Source organism: Gimesia panareensis (genome assembly GCF_007748155.1).
Classification (GTDB): Bacteria; Planctomycetota; Planctomycetia; order Planctomycetales; family Planctomycetaceae; genus Gimesia; species Gimesia panareensis.
The window spans coordinates 3,541,388-3,556,071 of record NZ_CP037421.1 but is presented as its reverse complement, the minus strand read 5'-3'; the positions used below and the strand labels follow the sequence as shown (position 1 = coordinate 3,556,071).

At 53.3% G+C, this 14,684-nt stretch carries 13 protein-coding genes; 3 read left to right on the top strand and 10 right to left on the bottom strand.

The genetic code is table 11. The features are described from left to right. Positions 1-207: 207 nt before the first annotated feature. From Enr10x_RS13520 to pheA, 8 genes are all read right to left on the bottom strand, one after another. Positions 208-834: a phosphopantothenoylcysteine decarboxylase domain-containing protein gene (locus Enr10x_RS13520; protein WP_145106887.1), complete on the bottom strand. Its 627-nt coding sequence runs from the start codon at positions 832-834 to the stop codon at positions 208-210. Positions 835-883: 49 nt separating this feature from the next. Continuing rightward, a complete protein-coding gene (locus tag Enr10x_RS13515; protein WP_145106889.1) occupies positions 884-1,423 on the bottom strand; it encodes a flavoprotein in 540 nt (179 codons plus the stop codon). A gap of 38 nt (positions 1,424-1,461) precedes the next feature. Further along, a complete protein-coding gene (locus tag Enr10x_RS13510) occupies positions 1,462-1,740 on the bottom strand; it encodes a DNA-directed RNA polymerase subunit omega (RefSeq protein WP_145039302.1) in 279 nt (92 codons plus the stop codon). Beyond that, complete coding sequence (gene gmk / locus Enr10x_RS13505) at positions 1,724-2,338, bottom strand: guanylate kinase (RefSeq protein ID WP_145449895.1); 615 nt, start codon at positions 2,336-2,338, stop codon at positions 1,724-1,726. The genes Enr10x_RS13510 and gmk overlap by 17 nt, the downstream gene beginning before the upstream one ends. 68 nt (positions 2,339-2,406) lie before the next feature. Then, positions 2,407-3,291, bottom strand: a complete 885-nt coding sequence (locus Enr10x_RS13500; protein WP_145449893.1) for a YicC/YloC family endoribonuclease — start codon at positions 3,289-3,291, stop codon at positions 2,407-2,409. A gap of 69 nt (positions 3,292-3,360) precedes the next feature. Then, a complete protein-coding gene (secG, locus tag Enr10x_RS13495; protein ID WP_145449890.1) occupies positions 3,361-3,966 on the bottom strand; it encodes a preprotein translocase subunit SecG in 606 nt (201 codons plus the stop codon). A 158-nt stretch (positions 3,967-4,124) separates the two neighbouring features. Continuing rightward, positions 4,125-4,898, bottom strand: a complete 774-nt coding sequence (gene tpiA, locus Enr10x_RS13490; RefSeq protein WP_197997599.1) for a triose-phosphate isomerase — start codon at positions 4,896-4,898, stop codon at positions 4,125-4,127. Positions 4,899-5,182: 284 nt separating this feature from the next. Next, positions 5,183-6,346, bottom strand: a complete 1,164-nt coding sequence (gene pheA, locus Enr10x_RS13485) for a prephenate dehydratase (protein WP_145449885.1) — start codon at positions 6,344-6,346, stop codon at positions 5,183-5,185. A gap of 641 nt (positions 6,347-6,987) precedes the next feature. Between pheA and dnaK the strand changes: the two genes are divergently transcribed. Together dnaK and clpB are read left to right on the top strand one after the other, a co-directional pair. Continuing rightward, positions 6,988-8,946 carry a molecular chaperone DnaK gene (dnaK, locus tag Enr10x_RS13480; RefSeq protein WP_145449883.1) on the top strand — a complete coding sequence of 653 codons (1,959 nt, stop codon included), beginning with the start codon at positions 6,988-6,990 and terminating at the stop codon, positions 8,944-8,946. A gap of 269 nt (positions 8,947-9,215) precedes the next feature. Beyond that, positions 9,216-11,831: an ATP-dependent chaperone ClpB gene (gene clpB / locus Enr10x_RS13475; RefSeq protein ID WP_145449881.1), complete on the top strand. Its 2,616-nt coding sequence runs from the start codon at positions 9,216-9,218 to the stop codon at positions 11,829-11,831. A gap of 151 nt (positions 11,832-11,982) precedes the next feature. Here the strand turns inward: clpB and Enr10x_RS29950 are convergent, their stop codons facing one another. Next, entirely contained in the window at positions 11,983-12,153 is a 171-nt protein-coding gene (locus tag Enr10x_RS29950) for a DUF6800 family protein (protein WP_197995003.1), read from the bottom strand. 312 nt (positions 12,154-12,465) lie between these two features. Here Enr10x_RS29950 and Enr10x_RS13470 point away from each other — a divergent pair, with 312 nt between their 5' ends. Next, complete coding sequence (locus Enr10x_RS13470; protein WP_145449878.1) at positions 12,466-13,563, top strand: DUF6268 family outer membrane beta-barrel protein; 1,098 nt, start codon at positions 12,466-12,468, stop codon at positions 13,561-13,563. A gap of 2 nt (positions 13,564-13,565) precedes the next feature. Here Enr10x_RS13470 and Enr10x_RS13465 read toward each other — a convergent pair whose 3' ends face one another. Beyond that, the gene (locus Enr10x_RS13465) at positions 13,566-14,669 is read right to left on the bottom strand and encodes a Gfo/Idh/MocA family protein (protein WP_145449876.1); all 1,104 of its coding nucleotides are present in this window, start codon (positions 14,667-14,669) and stop codon (positions 13,566-13,568) included. Positions 14,670-14,684: the final 15 nt, after the last annotated feature.

Genomic DNA, 14,684 nt, shown 5'->3' with positions numbered 1-14,684 from the left:
TTCTGCTGTATGTTGATTTCCTTAACTACTCAAACCTAGCACACGAAATGAGGGCGTGTCGGAAAAAGTCAACAAAGAGTGTGGCCTTTTCACCACCCGGGCTGCAGGCTGTTCGGATTAGTGCAGTCAGCGGAAGTGGTGGAGTCACTTTAGACCGATGGTATCGATTCTAGAGATGATCCCGATCTGAGGAGAGAACAGCAACGATCAGGGAGTGGCAATATGCGACTGGATCCAGGCAATCAGTTCCCGGGCCACGCTGGCTTTGGGGCCGGAATAGGTGGCCACGGTTTCCTGGCTCTGGTCGATGACTTCCACAAAGTTCTCTGCAGAACCGATGGCACTCACGCCGTTGAGTACGATCGCATCGCATTTCTTGCTGTAAAGTTTGCGGACCGCATTGAAACGGGCGTCCTGTGATTCCAGGGCAAAGCCCATCACCCAGCGGTTTTCTTTCTGTGTGCCCAGTTCTGCCAGAACATCGATGGTTTCTACCAGCTCCAGGGTGATCGCTTCTCCGGTTTTGGCGATTTTACCGGGTTTGCGGGTTTTGATACGGTAGTCGCAGACGGCGGCAGTGCCGATCACGCCATCGCATTCCTTAAAGAGTTGTTCGCACCGGGAGTACATTTCATCGGTCGTTTCGACCTGATACAGTTCACAACCCTCCGGGGCCGCGATGGTGACCGGACCGGAGACCAGAGCGACCTCGTGACCGGCGTCCAGCGCGGCCCGAGCCAGTTCGTAGCCCATCTGGCCACTGCTGGCATTCGAGAGATAGCGGACATCGTCCAGATATTCGCGGGTAGGACCTGCTGTGATGAGAATTCGCATGGAAATGCTTCGTGTTCAGGGAGCTGCAGCCGGGCCTGGCTGGTCAGTCTCAGCCGAGTAGTTCTTCAATTCGTTTCAAGATATCCGCAGGTTCGGCCATGCGTCCTTTGCCGACAATGCCGCAACTCAGCCAGCCTTCTCCCGGCTCGACAATCTGAATACCATCCTGCTGGATCTGTGCCACATTGCGTTGTACAGCCGGCTTGGCCCACATGTCTGCGTTCATCGCAGGGGCAATCAGAATGGGAGCGGTGCAGGTGAGTGTCAGGGTGGAGAGCAGGTCGTCCGCAATGCCATGGGCCATCTGTGCGATGACATTCGCCGTGGCGGGGGCGATCACAAACAGTTCTGCCCGTCGGGCCAGTCCGATGTGTTCGCCCTGGAAATGCTCCTGAGGGGTAAAGCCGCCCTGGTAGACAGGACGCCCCGTGAGCGCTTCAAAGGTGGTCGCACCAATAAAATTTTGGGCCGCCTGGGTCATGACGACACTGACGGCGGCCCCTTTCTGGACCAGTTTACTGGTGAGATCAGCCGTTTTATAAGCGGCAATCCCTCCCGAAACACCGATGAGAATTTCCCGCCCCTGCATGATTCAGTTCCTGGTACGAATCGTCCTGACTTAGCGAACTAAACCAGATCTTCGAGAGTCGGACCGGCGTCGTCGTATTCAAGTTCTTCGAGCGGGCTGCCATCGTCGTTGATCGCGACTTCGCCAGACTGATCGAGGTAGATTTTGTCTTCCATGATTTCTTTGACCACGATTTCCATGTGGTTCTTGGTCTGCATTTCGACCAGCGGACGTGCGCCCCGGTTCAGGGCCACAATCCGTTTTTGAATCAGTGAAGAGAGTTTGAAACGACCGCCGACTTTATTGACGATTTCTTCTTCTTTAAATTCTTCCAGCATTAAGTTCTTGCTCCCGTTGTTTCAGGATGGTGCCGATTTCTGCTACGGCGCGATCCAGTTCGTCATTGATAATGACATGATTATAATGTTTGGCTAGTTCCAGTTCCTTGCGGATGGTCTCCAGCCGTCTTTCGATGACTTCTTCTGACTCGGTGCCTCGACTCCGGATGCGTTTTTCGTATTCCTCATCGGAGGAGGTTCTGACAAAGAGCGTGATCGTCTGCGGAAACTGCTCTTTGAGCTTCAAGGTGCCCTGTACATCGATTTCCAGAAAAGGCCAGCCCCCTTCCTGTTCGGCGCGAGCTACCTCTGATTTTAACGTTCCATACCAGTATCCCAACCCATGTACCTGCTCACATTCGAGGAATTCGTCATTTTTCTGGCGTTCTTCGAATTCTGCCTGCGTCAGGAAATAGTAGTCTTCGCCGTCCACTTCCCCTTTCCGCCGGGGGCGGGTAGTGGCCGAGATCGCTTTGACCAGCTTGACCGGCGACTCCTGCATCAACCGGTTCACAATCGTGGTTTTCCCACTGGCGGTCGGGCCGGAGAGGACCACGATCGGTGTTTCTGGTTGAAGGTTGTCTGGCGATGCGGACACGTCTGCTGGCTCCGGGGTTCTGGCGATGGGGCTGATGGTTCTCAGGTCTGAAGAATAGTATACCGGTTTTATTCCACGTTCTGGACGTTTTCTCTGATTTTTTCCACGGCCAGTTTCATCTCGATCACAGCGTGTGAGATTTCCACATCATTGGCTTTGGAGCCGATCGTATTGATTTCGCGGAACATTTCCTGAACCAGAAACTCAAGTTTCTTACCCTGGGAAGTGTCGCTGTTCAGGATCGTCTCAAACTGTTCCAAGTGGCAGGTGAGTCGGCTGATCTCTTCGTTGATATCGCAGCGGTCGGCAAACAGGCTCACTTCGCGGATCAGGCTGTCAGGATCCAGTTCGACTTCCTGGTCTTTGAGCAGATCCGTCAGCCGCTGGTGCAGGCGATCACGATAGCTGGTGACGACCTGCGGGGCTTTCTGCTTGACCACTTCCAGTTGCTGGCTGATCGTCTGGTTGCTGGTTTGCAGGTCAGCCTGGGCAGATTCGCCCTCTTTTGTGCGGAACTCGGTCAATTCCGAAAGGGCTCCCTGAATCGCCTGCTCAATCAGTGGCCAGTCGGATTCGGGGGTGTGAGTACGCGAATCGTTGTCGATCACAGCGCCAGGCAGTGAGAGCAGGCTGTCAAGCTTGTCGGGCAGGGGTAGATGACACTCTTCGGTCAGTTGCTTGAGCTGCCCCCAATAATTCTGGACAACCTGTTCATCCAGCAAGTAGTCGCTCGTGCGGTTCAGGTGATCGATTCGCAGAGTCAGATTCACAGTGCCGCGCGTGATGCCAGCCCGTAACAGCTTTTCAATCTGGCTGCCCAGTTTTGCGTAAAAGTCCGGGTAGCGGGTCGATATTTTCAGGTAACGGTTGTTGACAGTTCGTATCTCAGCCTGGACCGACAGGCGGTCATCTTCGGCGGTCGCACTTCCAAAACCAGTCATGCCCAGCAGCACAACGCACTCTTTTCTGAATTACAGGAATCGATGAGGTTACGGGAAACAGTTTTCAGATCGTCTGAGGAACTATTCCGACTTCGTGTCTGATGCGGGCTTCTCGGTTTTCGGCGCTTCCGTTTTTTTCTCGGGAGCCGGCTTGGTTTCAGCAGGCTTTGCCGATTCCGTTTTCTGGTCTGCCTTGGCTGGCTCTGCTGCGGGTTTGGCAGACTTGTCATCTGCGGGCTTTGATTCTTCAGCTGACTTGGCTGGTGCTTCTTTAATGTCAGTCTTGAAAACAGACTTGGCTGCATCTGCCGCTTTCTCCGCGTCAGCAGCTTTTTCCTTAGCCCCTTCCTTCTCGCTGGCAGTAGGTTCATCGGGAGTCACAGCAGCACCACCACCGTATTTGCTGTTGGAACTGGCCTGGGTGACGATTCCCGAGATACCGGAGAGGAGGACCCAGATAATTGCCATCGCGATGGTGATTTTGGTAAAGACATCACCTGCTTTGGTTCCCAATGCGCTCTGTCCACCTGCACCACCGAAGGCACCTGCCAGTCCGCCTCCGCGCCCCTTTTGCAGCAGGATGATGATGATCAGCATAATCCCGAATAACATGAGCAGTGTCATCAAGATGGAAGCAGGGTCCAGGATGGATTCCAGAATGTTATCCAGAAAAGAAGCGAAAATCATTGTTTCATCCTAAAGGGGTATTAATGACCTGTGAACGTTTTTATATGGTTTGTGTGACCAGATCTTAGATTGGCTGAATCATACAGTAATTGAATACGATCTGTAAATCGAATCTCTGGTTCAAGCTGCGTCGAATTGTAATAAATTCGCCTGTTTTCTCAACTGCCAGCCAGTCCTGCAGCAGCCTGGATGATAGGAACGAACAGCTCGGCTTTGAGGCTGGCCCCTCCCACCAGGGCACCATCAACGTTTTCCTGTGAAAGGAGTTCCTGGGCATTGTCCGGTTTGACGCTTCCGCCGTACAGGATGCGGGTGCCGTCTGCAACCTCAGCTGAGTACTGTTCTTTCAGCCAGTGGCGCAAGTAAAGATGAGCGGCTTCTGCCTGATCAGGAGTGGCGGTCAGGCCGGTGCCGATGGCCCAGACCGGTTCATAGGCGATGACAATCTGATCGAAGGCTGAGGCTTCAACTCCGTCCAGTCCGCCGGTCATCTGGGTGTTGAGCACTGCTTCGGTCTGTTCGGCTTCCCGTTCGCTCTGCAACTCACCGACACAGAGGATGACCTGCAGGCCGGATGCGAGGGCTTTTTTTACTTTCAGGTTAATATCTGCATCGGTTTCCTTGAGGATATGGCGGCGTTCGCTGTGTCCCAGGATGACCGACCGGCAACCCACGTCGGTCAGCATTTCGGTTGCCGTTTCTCCGGTGTAGGCACCCGGACCTTCGTGGTAGCAGTTCTGGGCACCAAAGCCGACGCCGGATCCATTGACAATTTCGCCGATAGTCGTCAGGTAAGGGAATGGCGGGCAGACCAGAACTTCGACAGCCGGGTTGTCTGCGGGAACTTCCGCGACCAGTGCCTGTGCTAACTGAGCCCCCGATTCTTTGGTGGTGTTCATTTTCCAGTTACCAGCTACGAGATAACGACGCATGATAGATCCTGTATTTTTAACGAGAAATTGTGGGTAATGATTCGGTTCACGGGTCTGATCGCTCTTCGAGATCTGATGGAAAAATCAGAGCAGATGATCAACCTGCTGAACTTGGGGCCCGGCATTCAATCAGTTCCGGGAGCAAAGCGTGCAGGATAAGGTATTGAGTCAGGGCCGCTGATTCAAGGAATCTCGCTGAAAAACCTGAAATGAGGCCTGTTTTTACAGTGAACTGGCGAGTCGATGGCCCGACTTATCGCTCAATTGATATTTTGGGGCGGTAATTACTCCAGAATGCCGCTACGCGGGTAGGATCCCATCGTTTCCAGCCGCACGACTTTCTTGGACAGTTCATTCAGGGTGCGTTTGATATGGGCTTCTTCCACGTGGCCTTCGAAGTCGATAAAGAACAGGTAACCCGGTTCTTCGCCCCGCAGGGGAAACGATTCAATCCAGGTCAGGTTGACCTTGTTTTTCTTGAAGATCTGCAATGTATCTGCCAGCGAACCGGCTTTGTGGGCAATCTGAACCAGGATTGCAGTCCGGTCTTTGCCTGTTGGTTCGCAGACCTCTTCGCCGATCACAGCGAAGCGGGTGACGTTGTTGGCGTTGTCCTCAATGCCTTCTACAATGATCTGCAGGTCGTATTCGACAGACGCCTGATGGCTGGCAACAGCGGCGGCACCCGGTTTGGTGGCTGCCAGTTGCGCAGCCGTTGAGGTGCTGGTGACTTCGTGCAAGTGTGCCTGAGGCATGTTTCTGGAGAGCCATTCCCGGCACTGGGAGAGGGCCTGTGGTTTGCTGTAGATTTCCGTGATTTCACTGCGTTCACAGCGGGCGAGCAGATTATGGTGGACTGCGATCAGCACTTCACCACAGATTCGCAGGGGGAGTCGTGTGAACATGTCGAGGGTGTCGACCACGCGGCCATCAGTACTGTTTTCGATGGGAACCACCCCGAATTCGGTGTTTCCACGGTTCACCTCTTCAAAGACAGCACCAATCGTGTTGACGGGAACCATGTCGGCTTCCTCGCCGAAACGCTCCAGTGCTGCCAGGTGGGTGTAGCTGTAAGCGGGCCCCAGGTAGGCAACGCGCTGCGGGTGAATCTGGCGACGGGCAGAACTGAGGATCTGACGGAAGACTCCCCGGATGGAACCGTTGGTCATCGGGCCGGAAGAGTTGAGTTTTTCGATTGTTTCTCGAAGTTCTTCATCCGATTTGGGGGCAAACATGGCCTTACGCGGTTCCGGATCCGCTTTGATCTGTTTAACTGTCAGGGAGCAGCGTTTATTGACCAGTTTAATGAGTTCGCGGTCAATTTTTTTGAGTTCTGACTGAATCGATGCGGGGCTGTTTTTACTGCTTTTGCGGACCACTTTTTTCTTGGGAGCAGACTTCGTTTTTGTGACGGAAGTTCTCTTTTTCACCGCTTTTTTCTTGGCCATCGGAATCTTTCAGGATGTGAGTCTCGTTTCTGTCTCTCAGAAAATGAACCGCAGCCAGTTCACAGCCTTCCTGGTTGTGTGTTCGATGCTTACTGCCAGTTTCACTATGGAATTTCAATCCCTTAAGAATATCTCAGTTCGGGATTTCTCCCGATTGCCGTCCTTGAAAATATCATCTAAAGATTTGTAAAATAATCAGTTAGATGGTTCCAAGTTGACACACGTGAAGGACGGTTTTGTCCGATGCCTGGGCAGAGGACAGAATAGTCTTCAATTGTTCTAGTTTGTACCGCCGTGTCTGAGTACTGTCAAGCGGTTGGGCCTTGCGTGTGAACTGTTTAGCCCTGATTTCAGCGGTCAGGTGGAATGGACTGCCAAAATGTCATTTTGGCTGTGGCGAGCCGGAGAGAGGGGTGGTGTCAATATGGCAGCCCTGTTCTCCGTTTCACCAGTTTCTGGCCTGTTGTATGTTTCGTAAGTGATTTTATATTATTATCTTGCGTAAATGGTGTTGCGTTCTGGGATTCTTGGCACGGTCCTTGCATACAGTGTTTGCAGCCCCAGAGTCCGGGCTGAAGAAATTGAAAACTGAATGCAAAACCTGATCGATGATTCATTTGAAGCCAGTATGAGGGCTTGGAATGAGTTATCGATCTGAAATCTCGATAAAGAAAGAGGGGAAACTCAACATGTCGTCTCAAGGTGAAAAAATCATCGGAATCGATTTGGGAACCACAAACTCGGTGGTTTCCGTAATGGAAGGTGGGGAAGCGAAAGTGATCCCCAACCTGGAAGGGAACCGGATTACCCCCAGTGTTGTTGCTTTCACCGATAAAGGCGAGACACTGGTCGGCGAGCCTGCCAAGCGCCAGGCTGTGACCAATCCCAAGAATACGGTTTACTCTGTCAAACGTTTTATGGGGCGTCGCCACAACGAAGTCCAGAACGAAGAGAAGATCGTTCCTTATACTATCGTTGGCGGTCCAGAAGATTATGTGAAAATCGAAGCCGGCAGCAAAACGCTGACCCCGCCTGAAATTTCTGCATCCATCCTACGCAAGCTGAAAGAGGCTGCCGAAAGCTATCTGGGCCACAAAGTCAATAAGGCAGTGGTAACCGTGCCTGCTTACTTTAACGATGCTCAGCGCCAGGCAACCAAAGACGCCGGCCAGATTTCCGGTCTGGAAGTCTCACGTATCATCAACGAGCCGACTGCGGCCGCTCTGGCTTACGGTCTGGAAAAGAAAAATGATGAAAAGATCGTCGTCTTCGACTTTGGTGGTGGTACGTTCGACGTCTCCGTACTGGAAGTGGGTGACGAAGTCATCGAAACTCTGAGTACAAACGGTGACGGTCACCTGGGCGGTGACGACTTTGATGAAGAGCTCATCAACCACATTGCTGATGAGTTCAAAAAAGAGCAGGGGATTGATCTCCGCAGCGATGCGATGGCATTGCAGCGTCTGCGTGAAGCGGCTGAGAAAGCCAAAAAAGAGCTGTCTTCTTCTCAGACGACAGATATTAACCTGCCGTTCATTACCGCAGACAGCAGCGGTGCCAAACACCTGCAGATGGCGATTACCCGTGCCGAATTTGAGAAGCTGATCGATCCGCTGGTCGAGCGGTGTCGCAAGCCGGTTGAGCAGGCATTGAAAGATGCCGGTTTGAATCCCAGTGAAATCGACGAAGTGGTACTGGTTGGTGGTTCGACCCGTGTTCCCAAGGTTCAGGAATTCGTCAAGAAGATCTTTGGGAAAGAGCCTCACAAGGGGGTTAACCCTGACGAAGTGGTTTCGATTGGAGCTGCAATTCAGGGGGGGATTATCGCCGGTGATGTGCAGGACGTTGTTCTGCTCGACGTGACTCCGCTGTCCCTCGGTATCGAAACCGAAGGGGGCGTGATGACCAAGCTCGTCGAGCGTAACACGACGATTCCTGTCACCAAAGATCAGGTTTTCTCGACAGCTGCCGATAATCAGACCGCTGTGACTGTGCGGGTATTCCAGGGTGAGCGCCAGATGGCCAACGATAACCGTCTGCTGGGACAGTTCAATCTGGAAGAGCTTCCACCGGCACCGCGCGGGGTTCCGCAGATTAAGGTGGTCTTCGATATCGATGTTAACGGGATCCTGAATGTATCCGCGAAGGACGTGGCAACCGGTAAAGAGACTTCGGTGCGGATCGAACAGTCCAGCGGTCTGTCAGAATCCGAAATTGAAGACATGAAAAAGCAGGCGGAAGCACACGCCGATGAAGACAAGAAGAAGAAGGAACTGGCCGAAGCCAGGAACAATGGTACCCGCCTGGTTTACGAAGTTGAGAAGCTGCTCAAAGAGCATGCAGACAAGATCGATGATTCTTCGAAGTCGGCCATCGAAGCTTCTGTGAAGAAGGTTAATGATGCTCTCGAGTCGGAAGACGTGGCAGCCATCAATTCCGCCTGTGAAGAACTGCAGCAGGCAACTCATGCCTTTACCGAGCAGATGTATAAAGCTGAGCAGGCTGCTGGTGGAGAGGGAGCAGCTCCGGAAGGGGGAGAGAGTTCAGCTGCATCGGAAGATGAAGATGTAATCGATGCTGAATTCGAGAAGAAAGACTGATCGAGTCTGAGATCCTTCTCAGCGAAAACAGGGACAGGGGGCTCAGCGATCTGGCTGAGCCCCGTACTCCCCACCTTTCTGAATGACGTGACTGACAAATCATACCGACTGACAATCAGGCCCAAATGAATTCCCACCTCCCCGGGCCTGTTTCATTAAATTTAAAATTTGAGAACGTTTGAAGGCACTGCTTGCCGGCCGATTATCTGATATGATAATTGATGCTGTTGAGTTGCTGCGCAGATGATCAATAGAATTGGAGAAGCATTATGGCATTTCGATTTGAAAAATTGACTGTGAAGGCCCAGGAGGCAGTGCAACGCGCCCAGCAGACAGCGGAAGACTTTGGTCAACAGGAAATCAAACCGCTGCACCTGTTGAAAGCACTGCTGGATGAAGAGCAGGGGGTGGTCAAACCTCTGATTCAGAAGATCGGCGCGAATCTGTCACAGCTCCAGAAAATGGTAGATGATGAGATCAGTCGTCTGCCCAAAGTCTCTGGTGCGGCGGTGCAGGTCGGCATCGGACAAGCGCTGCTGAAAGTACTGCAGGCTGCCCAGGACCGTGCCGATCAGATGCAGGACGATTTCGTTTCCACAGAGCATCTGCTGCTGGCATTCACCTCGGTGGACGATCAGCCCAAGCGGTTACTGGAACTGAACGGCATCGAAGAAGATGATGTTCTGTCAGCATTAAAAGCGGTGCGTGGTGGCCAGCGGGTCACCGATCAGAGCCCGGAGGAAAAGTATCAGTCGCTGCAGCAGTATGGTAAAGATCTGGTCGAGCTGGCGCGACAGGGGAAGATCGATCCGGTGATCGGTCGCGATCAGGAAATCCGCCGCGTCGTGCAGATTCTGTCCAGGCGACGAAAAAACAACCCGGTACTGATCGGGGAAGCGGGCGTCGGTAAGACGGCGATCGTGGAAGGTCTGGCTCATCGCATTGTGATGGGGGATGTGCCGCAGAACCTGAAGAATAAACGGGTAATCGCGCTGGATATGGGCGCGCTGATTGCCGGTACCAAGTACCGCGGCGAATTTGAAGATCGCCTGAAGGCAGTGCTTAAGGAGATCGAGTCCGCCAAAGGGGAGATCATCCTGTTTATCGACGAACTGCATACTGTCGTAGGGGCCGGTGCTGCGGAAGGGGGCGCGGATGCGTCGAACCTGCTGAAGCCGGCGCTGGCACGCGGGGAACTGCATTGTGTCGGGGCGACGACTCTCGATGAATATCGCAAGTACATCGAAAAGGATCCTGCCCTGGAGCGGCGATTCCAGCCGGTGATGGTTCAGGAACCGACAGTGGAAGACACGATCTCCATCCTGCGGGGGCTGAAAGAACGCTATGAGACGCACCACGGTGTTCGGATTATGGACGATGCGTTGATTAACGCCGCGACGTTGTCAGACCGGTATATCAACGACCGTTTCCTGCCGGATAAGGCGATTGACCTGGTTGATGAAGCAGCCAGTCAGTTACGAATGGAAATGGATTCGATGCCGTCCGAAATCGATGAAGCCACCCGGCAACTGACCCGGATGCAGATTGAAGCGGCTGCGCTGGCGAGCGAAGACTCTCCAGAAAGCAAAGAGCGGCTTGACGAACTGCGAAAGCAGATTGCCGACCGTGAAGAGAGCGTCAATGCACTCAAAACCCGCTGGGAAACGGAGAAGGAAGCCCTGGCTGGATTGCAGCCTTTGAAGGAAGAGATCGACCGGCTGAATACCGCTTACGAGCAGGCCTTCCACCGGGCGCAGCAGACGAACTCCAACGAAGATTATGCGCAGGCATACAATGCCGAGCAGGAATTGAATGCGGCCCGGCAGCGTCTGACCGAGATGGAAGACCGTGTGGCGGAACTGGGGGATGACGCCGGTGAGCGGCTGCTGCGTGAGGAAGTGACTTCGGAGGATATCGCCAAAGTGATCAGCATGTGGACCGGAATTCCCGTTTCCAAAATGCTGCAGGGTGAACGTGATAAGCTGCTGCGAATGGAAGAAGAGATCCATCAGCGGATGATCAATCAGAACGAAGCTGTGGAAGCGGTTTCCAATGCGGTCCGCCGCTCCCGTTCGGGGCTGCAGGATCAGAATCGACCGATCGGATCTTTCATGTTCCTGGGGCCGACCGGTGTCGGGAAAACGGAATTGTGTAAGGCGCTGGCCAGCTTTCTGTTTGATGACGAACGCAACATGATCCGCATCGACATGAGTGAGTTCATGGAGAAGCATTCGGTGGCCCGTCTGATTGGTGCCCCTCCCGGGTATGTTGGGTATGAAGAAGGGGGAAGGCTGACAGAAGCGGTCAGGCGACAGCCCTACTCAGTGGTGCTGCTGGATGAAGTTGAAAAGGCACATCGGGATGTGTTTAACATTCTGTTGCAGCTGCTGGACGATGGGCGTCTGACAGACAGTCATGGCCGGACCGTCGATTTCTCGAACACGATCGTGGTGATGACCTCGAATATCGGCAGCCAGACCATCATGGATCTGTCGGGCAAAGAGGATGAGGAGCTGATTCACAACCGGGTGATGGACGCTTTGCAGCATGAGTTTCTGCCTGAGTTCCTGAACCGGATTGATGAAGTGATTGTCTTCCATCCCCTCGGGAAAGAGGAAATTCGCCAGATCGTCGATCTGCAGCTCAAGAATCTGTCCCGGCTGGTGGAAGCGAACGGTTATTCGCTGGAAGTTTCCACGGAGGCGAAAGATCTGCTGGCGGAAGAAGGTTATGATCCGGTCTACGGAGCCCGCCCTCTGAAGCGGACGATTCAGCAGCATATTCAGAATGAGCTGGCGAACAAGTTACTGTCAGGGGATTTTACGGAGGGATCGACAATCCATGTCGACGCTCACGAAGGACGGTTTCAGTTCTCTGAGCGATGAGCGTTGTCGATAGCAGGATTTGAGTTTTAACAGCCTCAGGCGGACTGCCTGGGGCTGTTTTTTTGAGTGACGCGCATGAAAAAACGACGCTCACTGTATATCGAGTCAGCGTCATGAATTCATTCTGTCTCAAGTGACTGAAACAGCGGGTTCAGGCAGATTCTTCAAGCACCGTGAAGGGGCTGATCTTGCGGACTTTCTCCTGAATCTGTTCTTTTTCAGAAGCGTCCTTGGCTTTCGCGAACTTTTCCCGGAGTTTTTTCAGTTTGGCTTTCCGGCTGCGACGCGAAGCTAATTCACGCCCTTTTTCAACACGTCCCATGTCTCTCTGGTTCCTGTTAAGTGAAATTGATATGCTCGAATGTATATATTCTGTGTGAAGAATTTGATTCTAACATCTATGACTGTAAGGGGCAACGATCAGAGTGCTGCATTTTTCGAGAGAATTTGAGAGAAGCCCGGCCCGACGATTCGGGTTGACCTGAAACGGCCAGCCTGATATTTCACCCTTACATCTCTCTACCTCTCAAGTTGTACTTCATTCCTCCGCTGTTTTCGCTCATGTTTTTGCAGCATGGGTTGTATACAGGCACTCTCTAAGTCTCGCCATATCAAATATTTGGGAACAATCTTCATGTTCAATCAGTCTCGCCAGGCTGTATTACTGATGCTGGTCTGCGGTGCGCTCAGTCTGTGGGGGACTGTGAATTCGTGTTTTGCACAAAGCCGATCAACAATTCTCGGTCCACGGGAAGCGTCCGGGTACTCGCCGTTGCCACAACGACACCAGACGATTTTCATGCCCCGGGATGAGCAGGATATTCAGCAGATCAGTCAGTCGCCCCAGATTCCTGATGTGCTGGATGCGGAGTCCAAAGAGGCCCTGGGGATTCCTCCTCAATTGCTGAAAGAGGATCGTATCTGGGCGGAGCCGGATGAGGAGTGTGTGGATTGTGAAACATTCGTGCCGATGCTGGCTCACAAGAGTGCCACTGGATCGATGACCTGGTTGCCAGGAAATGATGATAACCTCGGGATCTTTACATTGTATCTCTCGGAGACAGTCGATCTGCCTCGCCTGGAAGGGTTCACGATCACGCCGCGCTTTGGCGTGCATTACCTGGACGGCCCCGTGCGGACCGATTTACCGGCACGGGTGTATGACACCTCGGTCTCATTTCGCTGGTTCAATAAGGTCAATGAAAAATGGTCGTATGAACTGGAGGTCGCTCCCGGCGTCTACAGTGACTTCAAGAGTGTCACTTCGGACTCCGTGCGAATTACCGGTAAGGGACTGGCATATTATGTTCATTCCCGCGCCAAGCAGTTTGTGATGGGGGTTGTCTATCTGGACCGTGAAGACATTCTGATGCTGCCGGCTGCAGGGATGATCATGTGGTTCAGCGAAGGTTCCCGGCTGGAGTTGATCTTTCCGAAGCCGAAATTCACCTACCGTATTGAAAAGGACGATGACAAAGAACGCTGGGCTTTTCTCGCGGGTGAATTCGGAGGGGGATCCTGGGCCATTCGGCGCAGTCCTGGTGGTGTCGATGACATCGTGACCTACAGCGATCTGCGCCTCATTGGTGGCCTGGAAACCAAGCACACCAATGGGAAGATCAGTCAGCTGGAAGTGGGTTTCGTATTTAATCGCAGTTTGGAATATCAGTCGAATATCGGCAACTACAAACCATCTCCCACCGCCATGCTGCGGTACCAGCTGACGTTCTGAATTTAGAGATCGCAGTTGATGTCGATCCAGGTTCGTTTGTCGAATGATTCCAGCACGGAATCGGCAATGAGCTGGGCAGATGCGCCATGGTCAAAACCGGGGATGGCGTCGCGTTCTTCCACGATGGCTGAGACGAACTCGTAAACCAGGTCGTAGCGGAAAACGGTACTGGGCACGCCGGCATGCGGGTCGCGCGGGCTGCCTTCAATCACCAGGTATTCTTCGGGGACAGGCAGTTTTTCCATCGTCTGGCCCGGTTTGCCGATCAGAATGTTGTTAGGATCAGTCAACTGATATGCGGCGGAGCCTTCAGACCCGTTGACCTCGGCCCATTCGTAGCCGAACCCGTCGTTGTGGTAACCTTTCATCAGCGTACTGCCTTCCCAGACTCCGACGGCACCATTTTTGAACTGGCCGATCAGTGATGACCAGTCATCGACTTCAGACGGTTCACAGGGTTGTCCGTCGGCGGTTTTGTCGCGGGGGACAAACTGGGCGACAGCGCCACAAATACTCTTGATTGGCCCCAGCAGGTCCTGTGCGAAATCGATGCGGTGAATCGTCATGTCAAACAGGTCACCAGCACCGGCGAGTTTTTTGCTTTGACGCCAGCCCCAGCTGGATTCCGGCCAGTCGAGGAACCGCTGGCTGCGGAAGTGGCGGGGCATGCCCAGAGCGCCGGATTCCACCAGGTGTTTGACGTAACGCATGGAAGGAGCAAAACGATAGGTGAAGGCAGTCATGTGGCGCACGTTGGCGTCACGGGCAGCCCGGTACATTTCCGCGGATTCCGTGTAATTCAGGCCCAGCGGTTTTTCGCACATCACATGTTTGCCGCCTTTGATGCAGGCGAGTGCAATTTCGTGGTGTGTGAAATTCGGAGTGGCGATGATGACGGCGTCGACATCAGGATCGTCCGCCATTTCCTGGAAGTTTGTGGTGGCTTTGGTGTTTCCCCAGTCGCTCTGCCGCTGCGCCAGCAGTTCGGAATTCGGATCACAGATTGAGACCAGCTCGGCACGGGGATCGATGTTGATGCCTGGGACATGGTGGTAGTCGGAGACCGCGCCGGCTCCGATGATTCCGATACGAACTTTGTCTGTCATGAGAAAACCTTATCA